Origin of the sequence: Rhodanobacter sp. PCA2, assembly GCF_013620825.1 — a bacterium.
GTDB lineage: Bacteria > Pseudomonadota > Gammaproteobacteria > Xanthomonadales > Rhodanobacteraceae > Rhodanobacter_A.
In genome coordinates this window covers 37446-60175 of sequence record NZ_NJIC01000036.1, presented here as the reverse complement: position 1 = coordinate 60175, position 22730 = coordinate 37446, and the positions used below count along the sequence as shown (strand labels likewise).

General features: G+C 70.7%; 19 protein-coding genes. 1 reads left to right on the top strand and 18 read right to left on the bottom strand.

Annotation, left to right across the window (positions count from 1 at the left end; translation table 11 throughout):
* Positions 1–6: 6 nt before the first annotated feature.
* The 10 genes from PCA_RS12305 to PCA_RS12260 all read right to left on the bottom strand — a co-directional run bounded on the left by PCA_RS12305 (position 7) and on the right by PCA_RS12260 (position 13185).
* Entirely contained in the window at positions 7–2379 is a 2373-nt protein-coding gene (locus PCA_RS12305) for a Tat pathway signal protein (RefSeq protein WP_181302912.1), read from the bottom strand.
* A gap of 41 nt (positions 2380–2420) precedes the next feature.
* The gene (locus tag PCA_RS12300) at positions 2421–3989 is read right to left on the bottom strand and encodes an APC family permease (protein ID WP_181302911.1); all 1569 of its coding nucleotides are present in this window, start codon (positions 3987–3989) and stop codon (positions 2421–2423) included.
* A gap of 83 nt (positions 3990–4072) precedes the next feature.
* Positions 4073–5851 carry a DUF885 family protein gene (locus tag PCA_RS12295; RefSeq protein ID WP_181302910.1) on the bottom strand — a complete coding sequence of 593 codons (1779 nt, stop codon included), beginning with the start codon at positions 5849–5851 and terminating at the stop codon, positions 4073–4075.
* 49 nt (positions 5852–5900) lie between these two features.
* Positions 5901–7109 (bottom strand): Xaa-Pro peptidase family protein, encoded by a 1209-nt coding sequence (locus PCA_RS12290; RefSeq protein WP_181302909.1) that lies wholly within the window; start codon positions 7107–7109, stop codon positions 5901–5903.
* The gene (locus PCA_RS12285) at positions 7106–8704 is read right to left on the bottom strand and encodes an aldehyde dehydrogenase family protein (protein WP_181302908.1); all 1599 of its coding nucleotides are present in this window, start codon (positions 8702–8704) and stop codon (positions 7106–7108) included. The genes PCA_RS12290 and PCA_RS12285 overlap by 4 nt, the downstream gene beginning before the upstream one ends.
* Before the next feature lies 1 nt (position 8705).
* Positions 8706–9611: a dihydrodipicolinate synthase family protein gene (locus PCA_RS12280; protein ID WP_181302907.1), complete on the bottom strand. Its 906-nt coding sequence runs from the start codon at positions 9609–9611 to the stop codon at positions 8706–8708.
* Positions 9608–10900, bottom strand: coding sequence for an FAD/NAD(P)-binding oxidoreductase (locus PCA_RS12275; RefSeq protein WP_181302906.1), 1293 nt, complete (start codon positions 10898–10900; stop codon positions 9608–9610). The genes PCA_RS12280 and PCA_RS12275 overlap by 4 nt, the downstream gene beginning before the upstream one ends.
* Positions 10893–11138 carry a 2Fe-2S iron-sulfur cluster-binding protein gene (locus tag PCA_RS12270; RefSeq protein WP_181302905.1) on the bottom strand — a complete coding sequence of 82 codons (246 nt, stop codon included), beginning with the start codon at positions 11136–11138 and terminating at the stop codon, positions 10893–10895. The genes PCA_RS12275 and PCA_RS12270 overlap by 8 nt, the downstream gene beginning before the upstream one ends.
* Positions 11135–12247, bottom strand: a complete 1113-nt coding sequence (locus tag PCA_RS12265; protein ID WP_181302904.1) for an FAD-dependent oxidoreductase — start codon at positions 12245–12247, stop codon at positions 11135–11137. Before PCA_RS12265 ends, PCA_RS12270 begins: the two co-directional genes overlap by 4 nt.
* Positions 12244–13185 (bottom strand): proline racemase family protein, encoded by a 942-nt coding sequence (locus PCA_RS12260; protein WP_181302903.1) that lies wholly within the window; start codon positions 13183–13185, stop codon positions 12244–12246. The genes PCA_RS12265 and PCA_RS12260 overlap by 4 nt, the downstream gene beginning before the upstream one ends.
* Positions 13186–13316: 131 nt before the next feature.
* Between PCA_RS12260 and PCA_RS12255 the strand changes: the two genes are divergently transcribed.
* Entirely contained in the window at positions 13317–14024 is a 708-nt protein-coding gene (locus tag PCA_RS12255) for an AraC family transcriptional regulator (RefSeq protein ID WP_181302902.1), read from the top strand.
* A 15-nt stretch (positions 14025–14039) separates the two neighbouring features.
* Here PCA_RS12255 and ptsP read toward each other — a convergent pair whose 3' ends face one another.
* From ptsP to PCA_RS12215, 8 genes are all read right to left on the bottom strand, one after another.
* On the bottom strand, positions 14040–15770 hold the full coding sequence (ptsP, locus tag PCA_RS12250; RefSeq protein WP_181302901.1) for a phosphoenolpyruvate--protein phosphotransferase: 1731 nt from the start codon (positions 15768–15770) through the stop codon (positions 14040–14042).
* Positions 15771–15912: 142 nt separating this feature from the next.
* Positions 15913–16182, bottom strand: coding sequence for an HPr family phosphocarrier protein (locus PCA_RS12245; protein WP_181302900.1), 270 nt, complete (start codon positions 16180–16182; stop codon positions 15913–15915).
* Entirely contained in the window at positions 16175–16567 is a 393-nt protein-coding gene (locus PCA_RS12240) for a PTS fructose IIA subunit family protein (protein ID WP_181302899.1), read from the bottom strand. The genes PCA_RS12245 and PCA_RS12240 overlap by 8 nt, the downstream gene beginning before the upstream one ends.
* A gap of 39 nt (positions 16568–16606) precedes the next feature.
* The gene (rapZ, locus tag PCA_RS12235) at positions 16607–17509 is read right to left on the bottom strand and encodes a RapZ family nucleotide-binding protein (protein ID WP_343204446.1); all 903 of its coding nucleotides are present in this window, start codon (positions 17507–17509) and stop codon (positions 16607–16609) included.
* A gap of 4 nt (positions 17510–17513) precedes the next feature.
* Positions 17514–18464, bottom strand: a complete 951-nt coding sequence (hprK, locus tag PCA_RS12230) for an HPr(Ser) kinase/phosphatase (protein WP_181302898.1) — start codon at positions 18462–18464, stop codon at positions 17514–17516.
* A gap of 130 nt (positions 18465–18594) precedes the next feature.
* A complete protein-coding gene (gene raiA / locus PCA_RS12225; protein WP_181302897.1) occupies positions 18595–18918 on the bottom strand; it encodes a ribosome-associated translation inhibitor RaiA in 324 nt (107 codons plus the stop codon).
* A gap of 134 nt (positions 18919–19052) precedes the next feature.
* Positions 19053–20519: an RNA polymerase factor sigma-54 gene (locus tag PCA_RS12220; protein WP_181302896.1), complete on the bottom strand. Its 1467-nt coding sequence runs from the start codon at positions 20517–20519 to the stop codon at positions 19053–19055.
* Positions 20520–20627: 108 nt separating this feature from the next.
* Positions 20628–22727, bottom strand: a complete 2100-nt coding sequence (locus PCA_RS12215) for a TonB-dependent copper receptor (protein ID WP_181302895.1) — start codon at positions 22725–22727, stop codon at positions 20628–20630.
* Positions 22728–22730: the final 3 nt, after the last annotated feature.

The window sequence follows — 22730 nt, the reverse complement described above, 5'->3', positions numbered from 1 at the left end:
AATGGATCAGCTGCAGCGGGCACGGATGCGGATGGACTGGCCGGGAGTGCCGCGGAGTCGTACGGCGTCGCCGCGGCGATCATCGGCGCTTGCCGCCCGGCCGTCGAGTTCCACGTCGGCCAGCTGCTTGCCGGCCGGCAGCCGCAGGCTGAGCCAGGTCTCCGCGGGCGCGCTTCGCCCGGGGAGGTTGACCGTGCCGTGGATCGTGCCGTCCTGCGCGGCCTGCAGGCGGAAGCCGGTGCGGCCCCAGCGGGTAGGGGCGTTGTCGATGCCGATCGGTTCGCGGCTGGCCAGCCATGCGCGCGGCACGGCGCGGCCCAGGTACAGGGTGCGGCCGGCGCTGTCCTCGAACACCAGCATCCAGCGCAGCAGCAACGGTATGGTCATTTGCGCGGGCATGCAGAACAGCGGCATGCCGCCGCCGATGTCCGATACCTCGCCGGCAGTCCAGCTGCCCGGCGTATGCGCGTGGTGGCGGTGCGCGTACAGGAACAGCAGGTATTCGTCGATCCGGTCGAGCCGCAGCAGCTGCTGCGCATAGCCGTAGGAAATGAAGCCGAGGATGTCGCGGCTCTTGTCGTCCGGCGGTCCGATGTTCGCCACCACGCCGATGCTGGTGGCGCCATGCCCGCGCATGCAGTCGATCACGAGGTGGGCCAGCTCGTCGGGCAGCACGTCGGCCTGCAGCAGCTCGGCGTAGGCACGGTGCGGCCACTGCTGTTCGCTGGGCTTTTCGCGGGCCAGCGATTCGCGGAAGGTGAGCCGCACGCCGGGCAGCGGCCCGACGTAGGGTGGCTCGAGGTCGTGGCGCACGTTGGCGCGCAGCGTCCGCACGGTCTGCTCGCGCAGCGCGTCGGCTCGCTCCCGCCAGCGGCGGGCCGTGGCGGCGCCGTCGGCAGCGGCGATCTGCGGCCATGCGTCGGCGATGTCGGCCAGTCCGCGCGCGGCCAGTGCGCTGTTGGCGTAGTACGGTTTCCACCACAGGCGGGGATCGGGAAACAGGCAGGCGTCCGATTCGTTCCAGCCGTGGATCAGGCCGTGGCCCGGATCGTCCGGCGGCAGGCGCAGGCTGGCGTCGTGCAGCTCCAGCAGGAGCTGCGCGGTCGCCGCGATCTTGTCGCGGTGCCTGGCCAGCAGCGCGCGGTCGCCGGTGTAGTGCAGGTAGCGCGCCAGCAGCGAGAGGGTGAGGCCGAACTGCCCGGTCTCGGCGCCGCGCATGTTGATCATGCCGTCGGGCTGCACGAAGTCGGTGAAATAGCCGTCCAATACTGCGGCGGCCTGCGTATGGCGGCCCCACTCCAGGTTCGCGTACAGCGAACTGGTGAAGGTGTCCTGGAAGCCGTCGTATTCGTTGCCGTAGTAGTCGCGGTCCACCGCGCCGTACTTGGGATAGTCGCCGCCCGGGCGCACCACCAGCTCGCGGGCGAAGGCGTGGCGGGCCATGTCGGCCCAGCCGGGCGCCGGCAGCGTGGCTGGACTGATATCGGCCAGTTCGCGCTGCCACTCATCGTGGAAGCGCAGCAGCGCGCGATAGAACGCGGCGGCATCCGGCGCCACCCGCCGCGGCGGGTAGTCGGGATAGCTGTGGCCGTAGCAGACCTGGCCGAGCCTGCCGTGTTCGACGAGTGCGGTGCGATGCCAGGTCTGCACCACGAAGCGGTCGGTGGCGTCCACGTCGGCGAACACCAGCACGTCGTACCAGCGCCCCTGGTCGATCGGCGCCACCTTGTGCACGGCGGGCAGCCAGCCGCCCAGCAATCCTTCGCGGCGATGCGCGACCCGCATGGGATCGTGCAGGTCGGCGAATACCTGGTCGGCGTGATAGCTGCGCGTGCTGCCGGAGGTATACACCGGCATGGTGTCGGCGCACTGGCGGGTGCCGACGAAGGTGGTCCAGGGCAGGCGGCCGTAGTAGTCCTCCGGGTTCAGATGCGCGGCCGGCGGCGGCGCCGCAAGCCGCACTTCCCGTTCGTCCGGTTCGCCGTGCCGCAGCAGGCGTTCGGCCAGCAGGTCGGCTTCGGCCCGCGCGATATCGGCCAGCTTCATGCCGAGGTAGGCGGTCTCCGCCTCGTCGTAGGCGGCTTCGGTGCGCTTGCGCAGCACGCAGGCGAGGTCGCCGCTGGCGAGGATCAGGTCGCCGTCCGGGTGGCTGAAATCTTCCAGCACGTCCCAGGATTGCGCGTCGTCGACGAAACGCGCCACGGCCTGGCAGCCTTGCGTCGACGCCTGCGCCAGCGGCACGCGCACCGGCGGAGGCGCGGGCTTCGCCGGTGAAGGATGCGTGCCGGCTGCGGCAGCCGATCCCGGACGGGAGGCGGCAGCCAGCCCGGCCGCGACGCCGGTTGCGGCGATGCCTTGCAGGAAACGGCGACGGTCCATGGTGGCTACTCGAAGGAAGGCATGCGGAATCCGGGCGGCGCTCAGTCGTCGTCGCTGCCCAGGTCGAGCAGGTGCGCGGGCAGGCCCGTGGAGGCGCCCCAGTAGTAGATGACCACGCCGACCACGGCGACGGCCGCGGTATCCCAGGGATGGCCGATGACGCCGCGGCCGCCGAACGTGCCCAGCCAGGACAGCGCGATCAGCAGCGCGTAGTAGACCACCAGCCACCACGACGAGCGCAGCTCCTGGCGCAGCCGCATGCGGCCGTCGGGCGAGGACAGCCTCCACGGCACGTAGATCGCGAACAGCACGAGCTGCAGCCCCAGCAGCCACGACACCGTCTGCCAGCTGGACCAGTACACGATCAGCGTGGCGATCACGAACGAGGCCGGCCCGAGCACGCCCAGGGCGCGCACGCGGAACGGCCGCGGCAGCTCCGGCGCGTTGCGGCGCAGCGCCGCCACGGTGATCGGCGCCACCGCGTAGCTCAGCACCAGCGCCGCCGACACCACGCTGATCAGCGCCTGCCACGAGGGGAACGGCAATGTCCAGAAGATCGACAGCGCGAAGGTCAGCCACAGCGCGGGGCGCGGAATGCCGGACCTGACGTCGATGCGCGTGAACACCTTGAAGAACGAGCCGCTGCGCGCCCAGCCGTAGACCACCCGGGGCGTGGCGTTCATGTAGATGTTGCCGGTGCCGCTGGGCGAGATCACCGCGTCGCAGACCACCAGCGTGGCCAGCCAGCCCATGCCCAGCGTCAGCGCGATGTCGTGGTAGGGCAGCGAGAACAGCGTGCCGGTGTCGCCCCAGCCCTTGTCCAGCAGGTGCGGGGGAATGCTGCCCAGGAACGCCAGCTGCAGCAGCAGGTAGATCACGGTGGACAGCAGCACCGACAGGATCAGCGCGATCGGGATCGTGCGCTGCGGGTCGCGCACCTCGCTGGCGACCGAGATGATCGGCGTCAGCCCCAGGTAGGCGAAGATGATGCCGCCCGCCGAAACCGCGCCTTCCACCCCGGCGAAGCCGTTCGGGGCGAAGCCGTGCGCAGTCATGTTGCCCGGCTGGAAGTGCGCCAGCAGCACCACGATCACCAGCAGCGGTACCACGAACTTGAAGACGCTGATGAGGTTGTTCGCCTTGGCGAAGGTCTTCACGCTGGAATAGTTGAGCGCGAAGAACAGCGTCAGCACCGCGAGCTGCACCAGCCAGCCCAGCACGGTGGGGTTACCCGCCGCATCGCGGCTCAGCGCGGGGAACCAGGCCGCGGCGTACTGGCGGCAGGCCACGGTCTCGATCGCGATCAGGCTGGAAAACGCGATCAGGGTGATGAAGCCCATCAGCGAGCCCAGCAGCAGCCCGTGCGAATACTCCGGGTAGCGCACCACGCCGCCGGCGCGGGGCAGCGCGGCGCCCAGCTCGCAATAGACGATGCCCAGTAGCAGCACGGCGGCGCCGCCGATCAGCCAGGACAGCATGCCGGCCGGCCCGGCGATCGCCGAGACGTGGCTGGCCGAGAACAGCCAGCCGGAACCGAAGATCGCGCCCAGCCCGATGAAGGTCAGGTCGGTGAGGCTGAGCTGGCGATGGAATTTTCCCGTCGATGGCATGAGGCGCGCTCCGGCGGTGGCGTGGAAAGTGATGACGCGAGCGTCGACTTGGCGCCGGCCGGCATCGGCCGGCGCCGCTTTCGTCAGGGCGATTTGCAGCTGCCGTGCTTGTCGTCGGCCCAGGGCGACTTGCCGCCGTCGGCGATGAATTGGTCGATGCGCCGGTTCAGCACCGGCAACGGCACCGAGCCGGTGGACAGCACCGCGTCGTGGAAGGCGCGGATGTCGAACTTCGGACCCAGCGCCTTCTCGGCGCGCTCGCGGTCCTGGCGTATCGCCATCTCGCCCAGGTAATAGGACAGCGCCTGCGCCGGCCAGGCGATGTAGCGGTCCACCTCGGTCTCGATCTCGTGATCGGCCAGCGCCGTGTTTTCGCGCAGGTAGTCCTGCGCCTGCTCGCGTGTCCAGTGCAGGTGATGGATACCCGTATCCACCACCAGACGTGCGGCGCGCCAGGCCTGGTAGCTCAGGTAGCCGAACTGCTCGTAGGGCGTGTGGTAGATGCCCATCTCCTGGCCGAGGTATTCGCTGTAGAGCGCCCAGCCTTCGCCGTAGGCGGAGATGTAGGAATAGCGGCGGAAGTCCGGCAGGCCGGTCATCTCCGCCGCCAGCGGCATCTGCAGCGCATGGCCCGGCGAGGACTCGTGCAGGGTCAGCGCCGGCAGCGAATACAGCGGGCGCGAGGGCAGGTTGTAGGTATTGACCAGGTAGATGCCCGGGCCGCCGCGGCCGCCGGTGTAGATCGGCGCGAGGTCGGCCGGCACCGGTTCGATCGCGAAGCGGCGGCGGGGCAGGTGGCCAATGTAGTCGCCGATCTTGCCGTCCACCTGCTTGGCGATCCACGCCGCGTCCTTGAGCAGCTCGTCCGGCGTCTTGGCGTAGAAGCGCGGATCGGTGCGCAGGAAATGCAGGAAGTCGGCGAAGCTGCCCTTGAAGCCGGCCTGCTTCATCGTGTCCAGCATCTGCCGGTGGATGATCGCCATCTGCTCGAGGCCGAGCTGGTGGATGGCGTCCGGGCTCATGTCCAGCGTGGTGTATTCGCGGATCTGCGACTGGTAGAACGCCTTGCCGTCGGGCAGGTCCTCGGCGGCGATGCCGGTGCGCGCCTTGGGGATGTACTCGTCCTGCATGAAGCGCAGCAGCTTCGCGTACGCGGGAACCACGGCATCCTTGATCGCCGCCAGCGCCTCGGCGCGCAAGCGCGCCTGCTCGTCGGCGGGAATGATCGCCGGCATGTGTTTGAACGGGGTGTAGAACAGGTTGCCTTCGCCGGGCGCGTCGGCCACGTCGCCGATCGACTGCGTGCGTCCCTGCAGGATGATCCTGGGCTGGCTGAAACCGCGCGCCAGGCCCAGCCGCATGTTGTCGGTTTCCTCGCCGAAGTAGCGCGGTATGTCGCGCAGCTTGCCGATGTAGTCCTTGTACTGCTGCAGCGTGGTGAAGCTGGCGCGCGCGGTGAAGCCGAGATCGCTCCAGAAACCCGAGTCGCTGTTGAACGGCATTTCCCAGGTGCGGAAACGCTGGTCGGCCAGCAGGGTCTCGATCTGGAAGCGATAGACCGCGTAGTTCACCGCGTCTTCGCCATGCAGCTCGGTCGGCTTGATCGCATCGAGCTGCTTCAGCACGTCGGCCCAGTAGCGTTCGCGCATGGTCTGGGTGGCGGCGTCGACCCTGGGCAGGTGGTCGGCAGGCGCGCCCTGGCTGTCCTCGTCGTCCTGGCCCTGGAACTGGGCCTGGCGCCACGCCCATTCCTGCGTGTAGATCGCGTGGAAGCGGCTGGCGGCATCGTCGGCCGCGTGCACCGTGCCGGTGGCGGCGGCCAGGCCGACGACGCATCCAAGAGTGGCGAACAGCTTTCCCATGTGTGTTGTCCCCAATGGCTTTCGCAGGCAGGTCGGCGGCGTGTGCCGCTCAGGCAAATGGCTGGTCGATCGCGGGCGACGGCGGCGTGAACCAGGCGGCGCCGTCGTCGGTGACATGGAAGTGATCCTCCAGCCGCACGCCGAAACGGTCGGGGATCACGATCATCGGTTCGTCGCTGCAGCACATGCCCGGCTGCAGCTCGGTGGCGTTGCCGCGCACCAGGTAAGGCGTCTCGTGGATGCTCAGGCCGCAGCCGTGGCCGGTGCGGTGCGGGATGCCGGGCAGGCGGTAATCGGGGCCGAGCCCGGCGCGTTCCACCATGGCGCGTGCAGCGGCATCCACGGCGGCGCATGTCACGCCAGGCCGCACTGCCTCGAAGGCAGCGCGCTGCGCCGCCTGCTCCAGCGCCCAGATGCGCGCCTGCTCCGTCGTTGGCGTGCCGAAGATGTAGGTGCGGGTGATGTCGGATTGGTAGCCCTGCACGCTGCAGCCGGTATCGATCAGCACCAGCTCGTTTTCGGCCAGCCGCTGCTCGCCGGGGATGCCGTGCGGATACGCCGTGGCGTGGCCGAACTGCACGATGCAGAAGGTGGAGCCGTTGTCGGCGCCGAGCGCACGGTGCGCGTCGTCGATGAAGCGCGTCAGCTCGATACTGCTGACGCCTTCGTGCACCAGTCCCGCGGCCAGCCGGTGCACCTGCAGCGTCATGGCGGTGGCCTGTTCCATCAGGGCGAGTTCGGTCGGCGACTTGCACATGCGGCAGCCGTCGACGATGGCGCTGGCGTCGACCACCGGCTTGCCGCCGAGTGCCGCGCGCAGGCGTTCGGCCACCACGCCCGGTGCGGCCGGATCGAGCGCGAGGCTGCCGGCGCCGCGTTCGCGCAGCGCATCGGCGACCAGCGCCTGCGGGTCTTCGTGCTCTTCCCAGTAGCGCAGCCCGGCGGGGATGCGCAGCGCGTGGGCCAGCGAGCCGGCTTCGAACGCGGGACAGATCACCAGCGGCTCGCCGTGCGTCGTCAGCAGCAGGCCGAGCAGCCGTTCGCTGGCGCCCCAGCCGATCCCGCTGAAATAGCGCAGCGAGGCGCCGGCGGTGATCAGCAGCGCATCGACGCGCTGTTCGCGCAGCAGGGTCCGGGCGCGTTCCAGCCGCTGTTCGTATTCGGCGCCGGCGATGGCCGCCGCCGGTGCCGCCCACGGCGCCAGCATCGCCCGCGCCTGGGCGAAGTCGAGGCCGCCGATCTGTCGTGCCGTCGTCATGCCGTCGTGCCCCGTGCGTCGACATCGTCGACACACCAGTGGCCGTCGATCTGCCGCGCCACGCCGCCGGGGTTGTGGTCGCGCAGTTCGGGCGGCAGTTGCGCGTCCGGCACGTGGTCGTAGCAGTGCAGGGCGGTGAAACGCTGGATCGCCGCCGGCATGCCGACCGCGGTGAAGCCTGCGTGGCCCGTGCTGGGATAAGGGCCGCCGTGGTTCATCGCCGGGCTCACCGCCACGCCGGTCGGCATGCGGTTGCCGATCAGCCGGCCCACGCGCGGACGCAGGGCGTCGGCAACCGCGGTCCATGCAGCCGCGTCGCTGCCGTCGGCGGCGCTGTACAAGGTGCCGGTGAGGTTGCCTTCGAACGCCGCCGCCAGCACAGCCATCTGCGCGGCATCGTCGACGCGCACCAGCAGGCTGACCGGGCCGAAGGCTTCGGTCTGCAGCGCCTGCGGCGCACGCAGGAATTGCGCGGTATCCACCTGCAGCAAGGTCGGCTGGTAGCGATGGCCCGGGCCTGCCGCGGCGCCGCCGACGAGCAGATCGGCGCCCGCCTTGCGCAAGGTGTCCACGCTGCGCTGGAGGTGTTCCAGCACGCCGCGCGAAAACAGCACGCCCGCGGCGGCGTTGCCGAAATGCGCCACGGCGGCAGCGACGAAGGCGTCGCCGTCGTCACTGCGCGGTACCACCACGACGCCGGGATTGGTGCAGAACTGGCCGCTGCCCATCGTGCAGGAGCTGAAGAATTCCTGCGCCAGCGCCGCGCCGCGCTCGGCCAGCGCGCCAGGCAACAGGAAGACCGGATTGACGCTGGACAACTCCACGTAGGCCGGCACGCCGGCGGCATCGGCAGCGGCTTTCAGCGCCAGCCCGCCGGCGCGGCTGCCGGTGAAGCCGATGGCGCCCAGTCGCGGATCGCCGGCCAGCTTCAGGCCGAGCGCGGAGTCGAACTGGTAGAGCATCTGCACCGCAGCCGCGGGCAGGCCGGCTTCGCGCAACGCGGCGTGCGCCAGCTGCGCCAGCCGCTCGCTGGTGGCCGGGTGCGAGGGATGCGCCTTCGCGATCACCGGATTGCGCGCGGCGATCGCCGAGGCGAAATCGCTGCCGGCGATCGCGTTGAAGGCGAACGGGAAGTTGTTCGGCCCGAACACCAGCACCGGCTTGTGCAGCGGTGCATGGTGGCTGCGCAAGCCCGCTGCCGTGTCGATCACCGGCTGCGTCCAGCTGAAGTTGCGCACGGCGCGCGCTGCCTGGCGCAACTGGCCGCTGGTGCGCGGCAGCTCCACCTTGGCCAGTCGCGTTTCCGCAGGCAATGCGGTTTCGGCGTGGGCGAGCGCGACCAGCGTTTCCGCGTCGCGTTCGATGCCGGCCGCGTAGGCTTCGAGGAAGGCGGCGATCCGTTCCGGCGGCGTGCGCGCCAGTTCGTCCGCCACCGCGGCGGCGGCGGCGATGGCGGCTTCCACGTCGGCCGCGCCGTTGACCGGATATTCCGCGCCGATGGCGTTGCCGGTGGCCGGGTTCTCGGCGCGGAAGCTGGCGACCAGCTCGGTGGCCGGTCGCCAGTCGCCCGCGATCAGCAGGGGTTGCGCAGCCATCTCAGAGCACCGGCGGGTGGGCGATGGCGTGGTCGATCACGCGCAGCGCGGCCTCGCGCTCGGCGCCTTCCACCACCAGTCGCGGCGCGCGCACGCGCTCGCTGCCCAGGCCGACCTTTTCCTGCACCAGCTTGATCAGCTGCACGAACTTCGGCACGGTGTCCAGGCGCAGCAGCGGCAGGAACCAGGCATACAGCTCGGCGGCCGCGTCGGCGCCGCCGTCGCGCGCCAGCTCGAACAGCTTCACCGACTCCTTCGGATACGCGTTGACGAGCCCCGCGATCCAGCCGCGCGCGCCCATCGCCACGCCTTCGACGATCGCGTCGTCCATGCCCACCAGCAGCACCAGGCGATCACCAAGCAGCGAACGCAGGGCGGCAAAGCGGCGCACGTCGCCGGAGGATTCCTTCACGGCCTGCACGTTGGGGTAGGCATGCGCCAGCTCGGCGATCTGCTCGGGCGAGAAGTCGGTCTTGTAGGCGATCGGGTTGTTGTAGAGCATGCACGGCAGGTCGGTGGCCGCGATCACCGCGCGCAGGTGCGCGCCCATCTCGCGCCAGTCGGTGGAGTAGACGTACGGCGGCAGCACCATCAGGGCCGCCGCGCCGGCCGCCTTGGCCTCGCGGGCCAGGCGCACCGCCTCGTCGGTGGACAGCGCGGCGATGCCGGGGATCACCGGCGCGCGGCCGTCCAGCGCCTTCACCAGGGTGCGGATGATCGCCAGCTTCTCGTCGAACGTCAGGGTGGCCGCCTCGCCCAGCGAGCCCAGCGGCACGATGCCCTTGCAGCCGCTGTCGATCAGCGTGCGCGCGTGGGTGGCAAGGAAGTCGTGGTCGACCTTGCCGTCGGCGGTGAACGGGGTGGTGATGGCGGGAATCACGCCGTGCCACAGGGAAGCGTTGCTCATGGTCGATTGCCTCGTCGTGCGTCGTCAGGGGAAAAGTCGGCCAGTCCGGCCAGCGTGGCCAGGCGGGCGGGGAAGATCGGCGGTCGTGCGCCGCCGCGTGGAAAGCGGCCCAGTTCGGCCAGCGCCGTGCCGCAGATGCGGCCCTGGCAGGCACCCATGCCGCAGCGGGTGGCGAGCTTGGCGGCGCGGGCGTCGTCGTAGCCGGCCAGCGCGCCGAGCGCGACGTCCTCGCAGCGGCAGACCAGGGTGCGCTCGTCGGCCAGCTCGCGCAGGCGTGGGTCCAGCGTGAAATGCCGGGCGAGCAGGGCGCCGAAGCGCCGTTCGCGGTCGCGCCGCGGCAGCAGTGCGCTGGCGGCCGCGACATCGCCGGCCGCCATGTGGCCGGCCATCGCGCCTTCGATGCGCGCGACCGCGAGGCCGCCGATGCCGCAGGCTTCGCCGGCGGCATGGATGTTCGCCACGCTGGTGCGCAGCAGCGCGTCGACCCGCACGCGCGGATGGGCGTCCGCTTCGTCGAGCGCGCAACCCAGCAACGCGGCCAGCTCGGTGTTGGGCACCAGCCCGTAGCCCACGGCCAGCAGGTCGCATTCGACCTGCCGCGTGCCGTGCGGCGTTTCGATGACGGCGCCGCGCACGGCGTCGCCGCCGATCGCTTCGCGCACGAAGGAACCGCAGCGGTACGGCACGCCGGCGAGACGCAGGCGCAGGCCGGCTGCCTGCGCGGCACGGGCGGGCCACCGGCGCAGCTGCCATGCGAAGGAGCGCACCGTGGCGGCGGAAGCCTGCTCGTGCATGCCCAGCACGTGCGCGCCGTGCTTGCGCAGCGTATCCGCCGCCGCCAGCAGCAGCGGTCCGCTGCCGCCGATCACGACGCGCTTGCCGGCCACCGGCCAGCCCTGCTTGGCCAGCGCCTGCAGGCCGCCGGCGCCGGTCACGCCGGGCAGCGTCCAGCCGGGGAACGGCAGTAGCAGTTCGCGCGCGCCGGTGGCGAGCACCAGCGAGCCGAACGAAAGCAAGTCCGAACCTGTCGGCGTTTCCACGCGCAGCGCCGATGGTTCGGCAGTGACCACGCTGTGGCGCGCCAGCAGCTTGACGCCTTGCAGGGCTTCGATGGCTTGCCGCGCGGCCGGCGCCGCGGGCAGGCGCACGTCGTGTCGCCAGACCTGTCCACCGGGGCGCGCCTGCATGTCGAGCAGGCCGACCCGCGCGCCATGCGATACCGCGGCCTGCGCCGCGGCCAGGCCGGCCGGCCCGGCGCCTGCCACGAGGACGTCGTAATGCTCACGCATCGGTAATCACCTGCATGCCTTCGCCCGCAGGCGTGAGGCAGGCGCGCACATGGACCACGCCATCCACGCTCACGCGGCATTCGAAGCACACGCCCATGCCGCACAGCGGCGCGCGTGGCGCATCGTGCACGGAGCGGCGGAAGCGCTGCGTCGCGTGCGCCACCGCGGCGGCGACGCTGGCGCCGGCAGGCACTTCCACCGCCTGGCCGTTCACGGTGAGCCGCACCATGGCGCTCATGCGGCCATCCTCCAGGGCGAGTACGGCGCGGGGTCGATGGCGGGCCGGCGGCCCTGGATCAGGTCGATCATCAGCTTCGCGCTGCCCAGCGCGGTGGTGACGCCCAGGCCTTCGTGGCCCGCGGCCACCCACTGGTCGACCGCGCCAGGCACGGCGCCGAGATACGGACGTCCATCCGGCGTGGTGGGGCGGAAGCCGGTCCAGACGCGCAGCGCCTGCAATCCGCGCAGGCGCGGCACGAAGGCGAAGCTGCGTTCGAGCATGCGCTGCACCATCGAGGGCGAGACGCTGGCGTCGTTCGCCTGGAATTCGCGCGAGGAGCCGATCAGGATCTGTCCCGTCGGCCGCGGCTGCACGTTGAACGCCACGCTGCTGTCCGCGTCGCCGTGCGCGCTGTCGGCGTAGCCCAGCTCCAGCAACTGGTGGCGGATCAGCCCCGGGTAGCGGTCGGTGATGACGAGGTGGCCCTTGCGCGCGCGCATCGGCAGCATCGGCAACAGGTCGGGCAGCGCGCAGCCGGTGGCGACCAGCACGGGGCCGCCCAGGCGCGTATCGTCGTCGAGTTGCACGCCGCCGCGGTACAGCGCCTGCGCGCGGCGGCCGGCAAACAATCGCGTGCCGCGCGATTGCGCGCGGCGCACCAGGTGATTCGCCACGCGCGGCGGATACACCACGGCTTCGCGCTCCACCAGCATGCCGCCGGCGAGGCCCTGGACCAGCGCGGGTTCGAGTTCGTGGAGACTCGCGGCATCCAGCAGCCGGGCGTCGCGGTCCGCCGCTTTCAGGCGCGCGATGCGTGCGGCGGCCGCGGCAAGTTCCCTGTCGTCGCGAGCCACCCACAGCGTGCCGCAGCGGCTGAATTCGGCTTCCTTCAGGTCGGCGAAGCTTTCCCACAGTCCAAGCGAATAGCTGGCCAGCGCGAGTTCGGCGGGATCGTCGTCCATGGCCACGAGATGACCCATCGCCGCCGCCGTCGCACCGCCGCCGATCGGGCCGGGTTCCACGATGGCGACGCGCATGCCTTCCGCGCTGGCGGCGTCGGCGCAACTGGCGCCGACGATGCCGGCGCCGACGACGATCAGGTCGAACGTGGCCGTGCTGCCGCTCATTCCGCGCCGCTGCCCCAGGCGAAGGCGTCCGCGTCGTCGAACAGCAAGGTGCTGCGCGCCACCACGAACGCGGTGCCGGTGATCTGCGGGCGCACGCCGCGTTCGCCTGGCGCGTAGCGGCCCTCGAACACGCTGCCGAGGATGCCTTCCTGGTGCCAGGTGGCGCCAGGCGCGAGCTTGCCGTCCGCGGCCAGGCAGGCCAGCTTGGCGCTGGTGCCGGTGCCGCAGGGCGAGCGGTCGTAGGCCAGGCCGGGACACAGCACGAAGTTGCGGCCGTCCATGCCGTCCACCGGCGAGGCGGTGTTGACCTCGATGTGGTCGATCTCGCCGCCGTCCGCGCCGGTGATGCCGGCCGCTTCCAGCGCGTGGCGGATCGCCTCGGTGTACGTGGTCAGCGCGCGCTGGTGGCGGATCTCCAGCGGCAGCGGCGTGTCGCGGGTGATGAAGAACCAGTTGCCGCCCCAGGCCACGTCGCCGCTGACGCGGCCGTAGCCCGGCACGTCCACCGCCACGCCCGCCGCATGGCGGTAGCTCTCCACGTTGTCGATGGTGACGCGGCCGTCCGCGTGCAGCTCCGCGCCCACCGTGCCCACCGGCGTGTCGATGCGGTGGCGGCCGGGACCGATGCGACCCAGGTGCTGCAGCGTGCGCACCACGCCTATGGTGCCGTGGCCGCACATGCCCAGGTAGCCGACGTTGTTGAAGAAGATCACCCCGGTGCAGGCGTCCGCACTCTGCGGCGGCACCAGCAGGGCGCCGACCACGGTGCTGGAACCGCGCGGTTCGCAGGCGATCGCGCTGCGCCAGCGGTCGAAGTCGCGACGGAAGCGCTCGCGCTGTTCAGGCAGTGGGCCGGGGCCGAGGTCGGGGAATCCGCCGATGACGACACGGGTGGGTTCGCCGCCGGTATGCGAGTCGATCACGTCTATCGTAGTCATGGGTCCATGCTGGTGCCGCGGCCGCCGCGCGTCTATGGCCGCTTGTGGCCCACGGATGCGGAAATCTGCATACTCCGGCTGCGTGCCGCGGCGGGCGATGCGCCCGCCCCGCGTCCTGTCGGAGCCCCGCGATGGAAACGACAATTTCGGCGAACGAGCTGGAGGCGCTGTTCGACGCGCTGCCCGACGTGGTGTTCTTCGTGAAGGACGCCACCGGACGCTACACGCACGCCAACCTCACCCTGGTGCGCCGGCTGGGCCTCAAGCGCCGCGAGGACGTGATCGGCCGCAGCGTGACCGAACTGTTCCCCGCGACCCTGGGCGGCTCGTACGCGTCGCAGGACCGGCGCGTGCTGGAGGGCGAGGTGATCGAGAACCAGCTCGAGGTGCACATCTTTTCGAACCGGACGCCGGGCTGGTGCCTGACGTTCAAGCGCCCGCTGCGCCAGGACGGCGGCATCGGCGGCGTGATCGGCATCTCGCGCGACCTGGGCCAGCCGGACGGCCGCCATCCGACCTACCTGCGCCTGCGCCGGGTGCTCGCCCACCTGCAGGAGCACTACGCGGAGAACGTCCGCGTGGCGACGCTGGCGGCGCTGGCCGAGCTTTCGGTGGCGCAACTGGAGCGGCATTTCCGCCGGGTGTTCCAGCTCACGCCGCAGCAGGTGCTGACCAAGCTGCGCATCGAGGCGGCGATGCGCATGCTGCAGGGCGAGGACAGCGTGGCGGCGATCGGCCTGGCCTGCGGCTTCGCCGACCAGAGTTCGTTCGCGCGCCAGTTCAAGGCCACCGTGGGCATGCCGCCGCGCGACTACCGGAGCATGCTCGCGTCGACGTGAGCGCCGCGGGGTGCCTCAGCCGGCCAGTTCAGCCAGCAGTTCGGCCACGTGCTCGTGCGTGTAGGCGCGCAGCAGGCGGGTGGCGTGGCCGCGCAACGTGGCGTGGTCCAGCGTGGCGACGCGGTCGCGCACCTGCAGCAGCTGGCTGGGATGCATGCTGAACTCGTTGAGGCCCAGCGCGAGCAGCATCGCGGTGAAATGCACGTCGCCGCCGATCTCGCCGCACAGGCTCACCGGCTTCCTCGCGCGTCGCCCCGAACTGATCACGTGCGAGAGCAGGCGCAGCAGGGCGGGCTGCAGCGGCGTGTAGATGTTGTCCAGCGCATCGTTGCCGCGGTCGGCGGCGAGCACGTACTGGGCGAGGTCGTTGGTGCCGATGGCGAGGAAGTCGGCGTGCTCCAGCAGGGCGCGCACGTTGATCGCGGCGGCGGGCACCTCGATCATCGCGCCCAGCGGCAGCTTCTCCGGCAGGTCGATGCTCTCGCGCTTCAGCTCCTGCCGCGCCAGCTTGAACAGCGTGCGCACCGCGATCAGTTCGTCGGGCTGGGTCACCATCGGCACCAGCACGCGCACCGGGCCGTAGCAGGCGGCGCGCAGGATCGCGCGGATCTGGGTGGTGAACACGGCGGGGTAGCGCAGCGACAGCCGCACGCCGCGCACGCCGAGCGCGGGGTTTTCCTCGCCGCGCATCACCAGGCCAGCGGCATCGGCCTTGTCGGCGCCGAGGTCCAGCGTGCGGATGGTGACGGGCAGGCCGCCCATGCCCAGCACCAGGTCGCGGTAGGCGATGAACTGCTCGTCTTCCGATGGCAGGCCCTTCTGGCGCAGGAACAGGAATTCGGTGCGGTACAGGCCCACGCCGTCGGCACCGCGCGCGCGCGCCAGCGCCACGTCGGCCGGCGTTTCCGCGTTCGCCAGCAGGCGGACGTCCACGCCGTCGCGGGTGCGCGTGGGTGCGTTCGCCAGCATCGCGAGGCGCCGCCCTTCGGCGGCGGCTTGGCGCTGCCAGGCGCGGTAGCGCGCGAGGTCCTGCGCGGTGGGGTGCACGATCGCCTCGTTGTGTTCGGCGTCGAGCAGGATCAGGTCGTCGTCGTGCAGCAGCGACAGCGCGTCGCGTGCGCCCACCAGCATCGGCAGGCCCAGGCTGCGCGCAAGGATCGCGCTGTGCGAGTACGCGCTGCCGGAGCTGGTGACCACGCCGAGCAGGCCGTTGCCGGCGAGCTGGGCCATGTCGGCGGGCGCGATGGTGTCGGCGACCAGGATCTCGCCCACGCGGGCGGCCAGCTTGCGCTCCTCCGCGCTGGTCTGGCGCTGCAGCGCGGAGATCACCCGCGCGATGACCTGGTCGATGTCCTCGCGGCGGCTGCGCAGGTAGGGGTCGTCCATCGCCTCGAACACCGCGGCGAGCTTGTCGCGCTGCTTCTTCAGCGCGGCGCCGGCACGGTAGTGGCCGATCTTCACCAGGTCGTCGAGGCCGCGCAGCATCTCGGCGTCGTCCAGCAGCAGGCTGTGCGCGTCGATGAACTCGTTGACCTCGCGTGCGAGCGCGCCGTGCAGCTTGCCGCGCAGTTCGCGCAGTTCCTGGCGCGCCATGTCCAGCGCGCGGTGCAGGTGCTCCAGCTCGCCCGCGATCTCGTGCTCGGCCAGCGGCCGCGTGTCCACCGCGTAGCGGCTGGGCTGCACCAGCCGCGCCCGCCCCAGCGCCATGCCGTGCGAAGCCAGCATGCCGGCCATGACGTGTCTCATTGCGGGCTCCTTGCGGAGCCGGGATTCGGGATTGGGGATACGGGATACGCAAAACCGGGATGCGCACGGCTATCGCGGCAGCCGACCCCGCCACGGCCCGCTCTGCCGTATCCCGTATCCCGTATCCCGTATCCCATCGCCATCAAGCCCCCTCGTCGAACTTGCGCTCGAACAGCGCGACCACGGCATTCAGCGCGGCCTGCTCGTCCGGGCCGTCGGCGCGCACGGTCAGCGGCGTGCCGATGCCGGCGGCCAGCATCATCACGCCCATGATGCTCTGCGCGTTCACCTCGCGCCCCTTGCTGAGCAGCATCACGGTGGATTTGAACCCCTGCACCAGTTGCACCAGCTTGGCCGATGCGCGCGCGTGCAGGCCCAGCTTGTTGGATACCACGATCTCTTGTTCAAGCATGGTCGATGAAGATCCCTCCGCGGCCGCCGCTTGCCGCGATCTCGGCCAGTTCGTCCAGTGGTTTTTCCGCGTAGTTGAGCACGCGCAGCAGCATCGGCAGGTTGAGGCCGGAGACGCAGCGCAGGCGCACGCCCAGCGAGCCCAGCGACAGCCCGATGTTGCACGGCGTGGCGCCGTAGAGGTCGGCCAGCACCAGCACGCCTTCGCCCTGGTCCAGCTCGCGCGCATGGCGGGCGGTGAGCGTGCGCATCACGTCGGGGTCGGACTGCGGCGGCACTTCCACCGCTTCCACCTGCAACGGCAGTTTCGGCATCACGTGGTGCGCGGCGGAGATCAGCGCCTGGCCGACCGCCTCGTGGGTCATCAGCAGCACGCCCACGCTCATGGCTGCGTTCCCGGCGGGTTGCGTCGTGGCGCCATCGTCTCAGTCCAGCTCGCGGTGGAAGGTGAGCACGCCTTCGCGGGTCGCGCGGTAGTGCGCGGCGAGCTGCTCGACCAGGTAGACCGAACGGTGGCGGCCGCCGGTGCAGCCGATCGCCACGGTGACGTAGCTGCGGTCGTCCTGTTCGAAGCGCGGCAGCCAGGCGTCCAGCCAGCGCGTGGTGTCGGCGAGGTATTCCCCGACCAGCGGTTCGTTCTCGAGGTACTCGCGCACCGGCGCGTCCTTGCCGGACAGCGGGCGCAGGCGCGGCTGCCAGTGCGGGTTGGGCAGGCAGCGCGCGTCGAACACGAAATCCGAATCGAGCGGCAGCCCGCGCTTGAACGCGAAGGACTGGAACATCAGCGTCATGCCCTCGGTGGCCTGCGCGTAGCCGGTGGCCACCAGGCGGCGCAGCTGGTGCACGTTGAGCTCGCTGGAATCGATCACCTTCTCGGCGATCGCGGCCAGCGGGCGCAGCAGGTGGCGCTCCTCGGCGATCGCGTCGGCCAGCGACATGCCGCGCTTGGCCAGCGGATGGCGGCGACGGGTTTCCGAATAGCGCTTGAGCAGCACCTCGTCGCGGCAGTCGAGGAAGACCAGGTGCAGGTGCACGCCGGCGCTGGCCAGCGTGGAAAGTATCGTGGGGATCTGTTCGAAACTGGCGCCGCGGTTGCGCACGTCCACGCCCACCGCAATGCGCCGGCTCCGGCCGGCGCCTCGGCCCACCGCCTTCACCAGCTGCGGCAGCAGGGAGGGCGGCAGGTTGTCTACGCAGTAGAACTCCAGGTCCTCCAGCGCGCGCAGCGCCACCGTCTTGCCGCCGCCGGACATGCCGGTGAGCACGATCAGGTGCGTTTCGTGCGGGTTCGAGAACTGGTTGTTTTGCGCGGCTGGCTCTTCGTTCACGGGGTCACCATGGCGGCAGTCGGCGCAACTGGTGCGCCTGGCGGTCGATGAAGGTCTGCGCGGGGTCGATGCCCTTGCTCTTCAGCGCGTGGCTGCGCACCGCGGCCTCGACCAGCACCGCGATGTTGCGTCCGGACGCCACCGGTATGGTGATCTTCGGCACCTTGACGTCGAACACCTCGCGGTGGCCGATGTCGCCGGTGAGCCGGGTCAGCGCGTCGATCTCCTCGCCCTCGCGCAGCGGCTTCAGGTGGATCACCAGGCGCAGGTACTTGGACGGCTTCACCGACATGTGGCCGAACATCTCGCGCACGTTGAGCACGCCCAGGCCACGCACTTCCAGCAGGTCCTGCAGCAGTTCCGGGCAGCTGCCGTCGATCACGTCCGGCGCGATCAGGGTGAACTCGGTGGCGTCGTCGGCGACCAGGCGGTGGCCGCGGCTGATCAGTTCCAGCGCCAGCTCGCTCTTTCCGGTGCCGGCCTCGCCGGTGATCAGCACGCCGATCGAGAACACTTCCAGGAACACGCCGTGCAGCGTGGTCTTCGCCGCGAGCTGGCGCGCCAGGTGGTATTGCAGGAACGTCAGCAGCTCGTGGCCGCGCTTGGAGCTGACCCACAGCGGGGTGTCGGTTTCCTCGGCCACCTCGCGCAGGTCCGGCGGCACCGGCTGGTCCTTGGTGACGATCAGCGCCACCGGGCGGGTGGCGGCGATCTTGTGGATCGCTTCCCAGCGCTGGCGCGAGTCCAGCCCGTCGAGGAAGTTCAGTTCCTCCGAACCTATGATCTGGATCTTGTTCGGGTAGATGACGTTGAGGTAGCCGATCAGCGAGGGCCGGCGCGCCTGCACGGCGCCGGGTTCCAGCGCGCGGGATTCCCCGCGCATGCCGGCCAGCCAGCGCAGCGCCATGCGCTCGTTGACGCCGTCGTAGAGTTGTCGTGCGGTGAGCCGGTCCAAGCCTTCGGTCCTTTGCGTCGCGCGCCGCCCGTGGGGCTGGTGGCAGCGCAACCATTGTGCCAGCTTGGACGGCCGGAATGTTTCCGCAGGGAGGGCAGGCCGCCCGTTGCGGGCGGCCTGCGGCAGGCGATCAGCCGTACTGGCGCTCCTCGCGCACGGCGCGCTGGTGCTTGTTGGCGATCTTTTCGCGATGACGGCGCAGCTGGTTCACCAGCTTGTCGAACAGCGCATCGATCGAGGCATACATGTCGGCCTCGGCGGCCTGGGCGTGCAGGGAGGCGCCGGTGACGCCCAGCGTGGCGTCCGCGCGGTGCTGCAGCTTGTCCACCGTGAGCACCACGGACAGACTGATCAGCTTGTCGTCCAGACGATGGAGGCGGTCCAGCCTGGATTCGACGTGGGCGCGCAGCGCGGGGGTGACTTCGATCTGCTGGCCGCTGAGTTGGAATTGCATGGTACGCCTCCTCTGGTGGTGCAGTGCCGCGTTTCGCGGCGGGATGGACACGCCCGGGACCGGGTCCGGGGCGCATCGTCAATCATCCTTCGCTTCGGATATGGGAGCGTTTTTCCGGCTGGCAAGTTCCCCGCTCAGCCGATGCGCTGGCGTTCGCTGGAACTGGGGATGCGCAGGCCCTCGCGGTATTTCGCCACGGTGCGGCGGGCCACCTGGATGCCCTTGCTCTTCAGCTCCTCCGCCAGCGCCTGGTCGGAAAGCGGCTTGCGCACGTCTTCCGCGTCGATCAGCTTGCGCAGCATCGCCTGGATCGCGGTGGCCGAGGCGCTGCCGCCGTCCTCGGTGGACACGCCGCTGGAGAAGAAATATTTCAGCTCGAACGTGCCGCGCGGCGTATGCAGGTACTTGCGCGTGGTGACGCGCGAGATGGTGGATTCGTGCATGCCCACTTCCTCGGCCACCTCGCGCAGCACCAGCGGGTGCATCGCCTCGGGGCCGTAGTCCAGGAACGCGCTCTGCCGCTGCACGATGGCGCCGGCCACCTTGAGCAGGGTGTCGGCGCGCGATTCCAGGCTCTTGAGCAGCCAGCGCGCCTCCTGCAGCTGGCCCTTCATCCAGCTCGCGTCGTCGCCGCGGGCGCGGGCGATCAGGTTGCAGTAGTGCTGGTTCAGGCCCAGCCGGGGCTGGGCGTCCGGGTTCAGGCGCACCTGCCAGCGGCTGCCCTCGCGCACCGCGTAGACGTCCGGCGCCACGTACTCCACCGGCGTGGTGTCCAACGCCGCGCCGGGGCGCGGGTCCAGGCTGCGGATCAGCGCCGCCGCGGCCGCGGTGTCGTCTTCGCCGGCGTGCAGCTTGCGCGCGAGTTTCGCGATGTCGTTGCGGGCCAGCAGCTCCAGTTCGCCGTCCACGATGGCCAGCGCGAGGCCGCGCTGCGGGGTGGCGGGGTCGAACTGTTCCAGTTGGCTGCGCAGGCAGTCGCGCAGGTCCAGGCTGGCCACGCCCACCGGATCGAAGCCCTGCAGCCGGCGGCGCACCGCCTCGATCTCGTCCAGGTCGGCCGCGAGGTGACCGGGCAGCGCCGCGCGCACCGCCTCGATGCCTTCGGCGAGATAGCCGTCCGCGTTGAGCGCGTCGATCATCACCGTGGCTATCGCGGTCTGGCGCGGGTTGAAGCCGGCGAGGTTGAGCTGCCACAGCAGGTGTTGCTGCAGGGTTTCCGGCGCGGCGCTCTGCGGCTCGAAATCCTCGTCGCCGCGCGAGTTGTTGCCGCTGCCGCTGCCGCTGGAGAAGTCGATCGGCGTCTCCACGCTGCCGCCGCCGTCGTCGGACCAGTCGCCGCCCTCATCGCGGTCGGCGACGTCGTTGGCGGCCGCCTCGGCGGGGCCGGACGGCGGCGCGTAGTCGGTTTCCGGCGCGGTTTCGCCGGCGCCGGCCTCGTCTTCGTTCTCTTCGGCGAACTCCAGCAGCGGGTTGCCTTCGGCAAGCTGCCGCAACTCGGCCTCCAGCTCCAGCTGCGACAACTGCAGCAGGCGGATCGCCAGTTGCAGTTGCGGCGTCAGGGTGAGCTGCTGGTGCAGGCGGAATTGCAGTGCGGGTTTCATGCCGGCCTTTTGGATGAAGTGGGCTCCATCCTACCCCGCGGCCGCCGCTGCGTGCAGCCCGGGCGGCTTGCGCACCCGGGCCGCACGGAGCCGCGGACGAGAGCCCGGTCACAACCTGGCGTCGAGCTTGATCCACAGGCTGCGGCCGGGCTCGTTCACGCGCACGGTGTTGACGTAGCCGGCGAGGGCGGCCGGGGCGGCGTTGACGTGCTCGGCGTAGGCCTTGTTGAACAGGTTGTCGATGCCGGCGCTCAGCGTGTAGCGGCGGTCGATGCGGTAGGCGCCGTTGAGCGAGAACACGCCGAAGCCGCCGCTGGGGCCGAGGTCCTGGCCCACGATGTTGCCCTCGCCCCTGGCCACGCGGTGCTGCGCCGCCGCAACCCGCCACAGCGCGCCTACGGACCACTCTGCCGCCTGGTAGGTGAGGCCCAGCCGCGCCTCCAGCGGCGGCATCTGCGGCAGCGGGCGGCCTTCGCTGCGGTTGCGGCCCCAGGCGTAGGAGAGCGTGGTTTCCGCCTTCCAGTGGTCGGTGAGGAGATAGCTTGCGCCGGCCTCGCCGCCGGCGGTGCGCGCCTTCACGTTGCTGGCGTAGCCGGTGCCCATGGCGCCGACCGGGTAGTGCATCAGGATGAAGTTCGCCACGTTGCCGGCATAGGCCGACGCCCAGGCCTTCAGGCGGTCGGTGTGGTACTGCATGCCCACGTCCAGCTGCGTGGTGCGCTCGGGGCGTAGCGACAGGAAGGCGGCGCGGGTGCCCAGCGCGTTCCGGCCGAACAGTTCCCAGTAGTCGGGAAAGCGTTCGACGTGGCCGATGCCGGCGTACAGCGTGGTGGGTGCGTCGGCGAGATCGTGCTCGTAGCGCACGAAGCCCGCGGGCAGGGTGCTGGAGCGATCGGCGGCGACCTGCGTGGACGTCGTGCCCATGCCGCCCATGCCGCCCATGCCGGGGGCGGGGACGGCCAGCGTGTAGCCGCGCACCTCGGCGCGGTCGACCCGGGCGCCGGATATCAGCCGGTCGCGGGGAGTCAGCGTCCAGCGGGCCTCGGCGAACGCGCCGATGTCCTGGATGCGGGCGTCGCGGACCCTCGGCTTGGTCTTGTAATAGCCCATGGGGCTGCCGAACGGACCGCCCATGCGGTTGCTGTGCACGCTGGCGGAGCCGTCCAGGCCGGCCTGCAGTTCCAGCGCATCGTCCCAGCGCCAGGTGCCCATCACCTTGCCGCCGTGGGTGCGGCGGTCCACGTTCGAGGCCATCGGCATCGCCATCATGCTGCGCGGATCGGGCTGGCGCAGGGTGTAGTTGTCCATCACGTGGTCGGCGTAGTTCATGTACGCCTGCACTTCGAGTTCGTCCCAGTGCTTGGTGAGGTGTTCCTGGGTCCATTTGATGGCCGCGCTCTCGCGCAGGAAGCGCGAGCCGTCCATGCCGCTGAACGCGTAGGCGGCGCTGCCGTTGCCGGTGCCGGCGGTCAGTTCCACGCGGGTGTCGTCGCTGGGCGTCCAGCCCAGCGTGGCGTCGACGTTCCAGCGGTCGTACTGCGAATGCACGCGGTGCCCGTCGCCGTCCTTGTAGTCCTGCGAATGCGTGTGGTTGGCGCTGACGCCGACGTAGCCGCTGGCGTTGCCGGCGCGCAGGTCCAGGTTCTGGTCGTTGCGGCCGGAGGAGCCGAACAGCAGGCTGCCGGAGCCTTCCAGCGTGGGCTCGGTGTAACGCTTGTAGTCGCGGTCGAACAGCACGACGCCGGCGGAATTGCCGGGGCCGTAAAGCACGGTCTCCGGTCCCTTGACGATGGTGACGCGGTCGTACAGCCAGGGCGCGATGTAGGCCGTGGGCGGGTCCATGCGCCCCGGGCAGCCGCCGGCGATCATGCCGCCGCCTATCATGAAGCCCAGTCGCGAGCCGCTCATGCCGCGCAGCATGGGGTCGCCGTTGCTGCCGCCCTTGCGGATCACCGAGAAGCCCGGGATGTTCTTGAGGAAATCGGCGCCGTCGCTGGCCGGCACCGGCTGGACCGGCTGGCGGGGGTCGATGGTCACGGTGAGCGGGCCGCTCTGCATGGCCGCGGTGACGACCACCGGCGCCAGCGTGACGGGTTGGCCGCCGGCAGGGGCGGCATCGTTCGCCTGCGCAGCGCCGGCCAGGGCGAGGCCCATGGCGAGCGCGAGCGCGCGTCGCGCCGGGACCGGCGCGTGGGGATGTTTTGACATGAT

Excerpts from the sequence above, each read along its gene's own strand:
- PCA_RS12255 (WP_181302902.1), top strand. The coding sequence starts at position 13,317 with ATGGAAACGACAATTTCGGCGAACGAGCTGGAGGCGCTGTTCGACGCG.
- ptsP (WP_181302901.1), bottom strand. The coding sequence starts at position 15,770 with ATGAGACACGTCATGGCCGGCATGCTGGCTTCGCACGGCATGGCGCTG.
- PCA_RS12275 (WP_181302906.1), bottom strand. The coding sequence starts at position 10,900 with ATGCGTGAGCATTACGACGTCCTCGTGGCAGGCGCCGGGCCGGCCGGC.
- PCA_RS12305 (WP_181302912.1), bottom strand. The coding sequence starts at position 2,379 with ATGGACCGTCGCCGTTTCCTGCAAGGCATCGCCGCAACCGGCGTCGCG.
- PCA_RS12215 (WP_181302895.1), bottom strand. The coding sequence starts at position 22,727 with ATGTCAAAACATCCCCACGCGCCGGTCCCGGCGCGACGCGCGCTCGCG.
- PCA_RS12290 (WP_181302909.1), bottom strand. The coding sequence starts at position 7,109 with ATGACGACGGCACGACAGATCGGCGGCCTCGACTTCGCCCAGGCGCGG.
- PCA_RS12220 (WP_181302896.1), bottom strand. The coding sequence starts at position 20,519 with ATGAAACCCGCACTGCAATTCCGCCTGCACCAGCAGCTCACCCTGACG.
- PCA_RS12245 (WP_181302900.1), bottom strand. The coding sequence starts at position 16,182 with ATGCTTGAACAAGAGATCGTGGTATCCAACAAGCTGGGCCTGCACGCG.
- PCA_RS12240 (WP_181302899.1), bottom strand. The coding sequence starts at position 16,567 with ATGAGCGTGGGCGTGCTGCTGATGACCCACGAGGCGGTCGGCCAGGCG.
- PCA_RS12295 (WP_181302910.1), bottom strand. The coding sequence starts at position 5,851 with ATGGGAAAGCTGTTCGCCACTCTTGGATGCGTCGTCGGCCTGGCCGCC.
- PCA_RS12300 (WP_181302911.1), bottom strand. The coding sequence starts at position 3,989 with ATGCCATCGACGGGAAAATTCCATCGCCAGCTCAGCCTCACCGACCTG.
- PCA_RS12280 (WP_181302907.1), bottom strand. The coding sequence starts at position 9,611 with ATGAGCAACGCTTCCCTGTGGCACGGCGTGATTCCCGCCATCACCACC.
- PCA_RS12270 (WP_181302905.1), bottom strand. The coding sequence starts at position 11,138 with ATGAGCGCCATGGTGCGGCTCACCGTGAACGGCCAGGCGGTGGAAGTG.
- PCA_RS12285 (WP_181302908.1), bottom strand. The coding sequence starts at position 8,704 with ATGGCTGCGCAACCCCTGCTGATCGCGGGCGACTGGCGACCGGCCACC.
- PCA_RS12260 (WP_181302903.1), bottom strand. The coding sequence starts at position 13,185 with ATGACTACGATAGACGTGATCGACTCGCATACCGGCGGCGAACCCACC.
- raiA (WP_181302897.1), bottom strand. The coding sequence starts at position 18,918 with ATGCAATTCCAACTCAGCGGCCAGCAGATCGAAGTCACCCCCGCGCTG.
- PCA_RS12265 (WP_181302904.1), bottom strand. The coding sequence starts at position 12,247 with ATGAGCGGCAGCACGGCCACGTTCGACCTGATCGTCGTCGGCGCCGGC.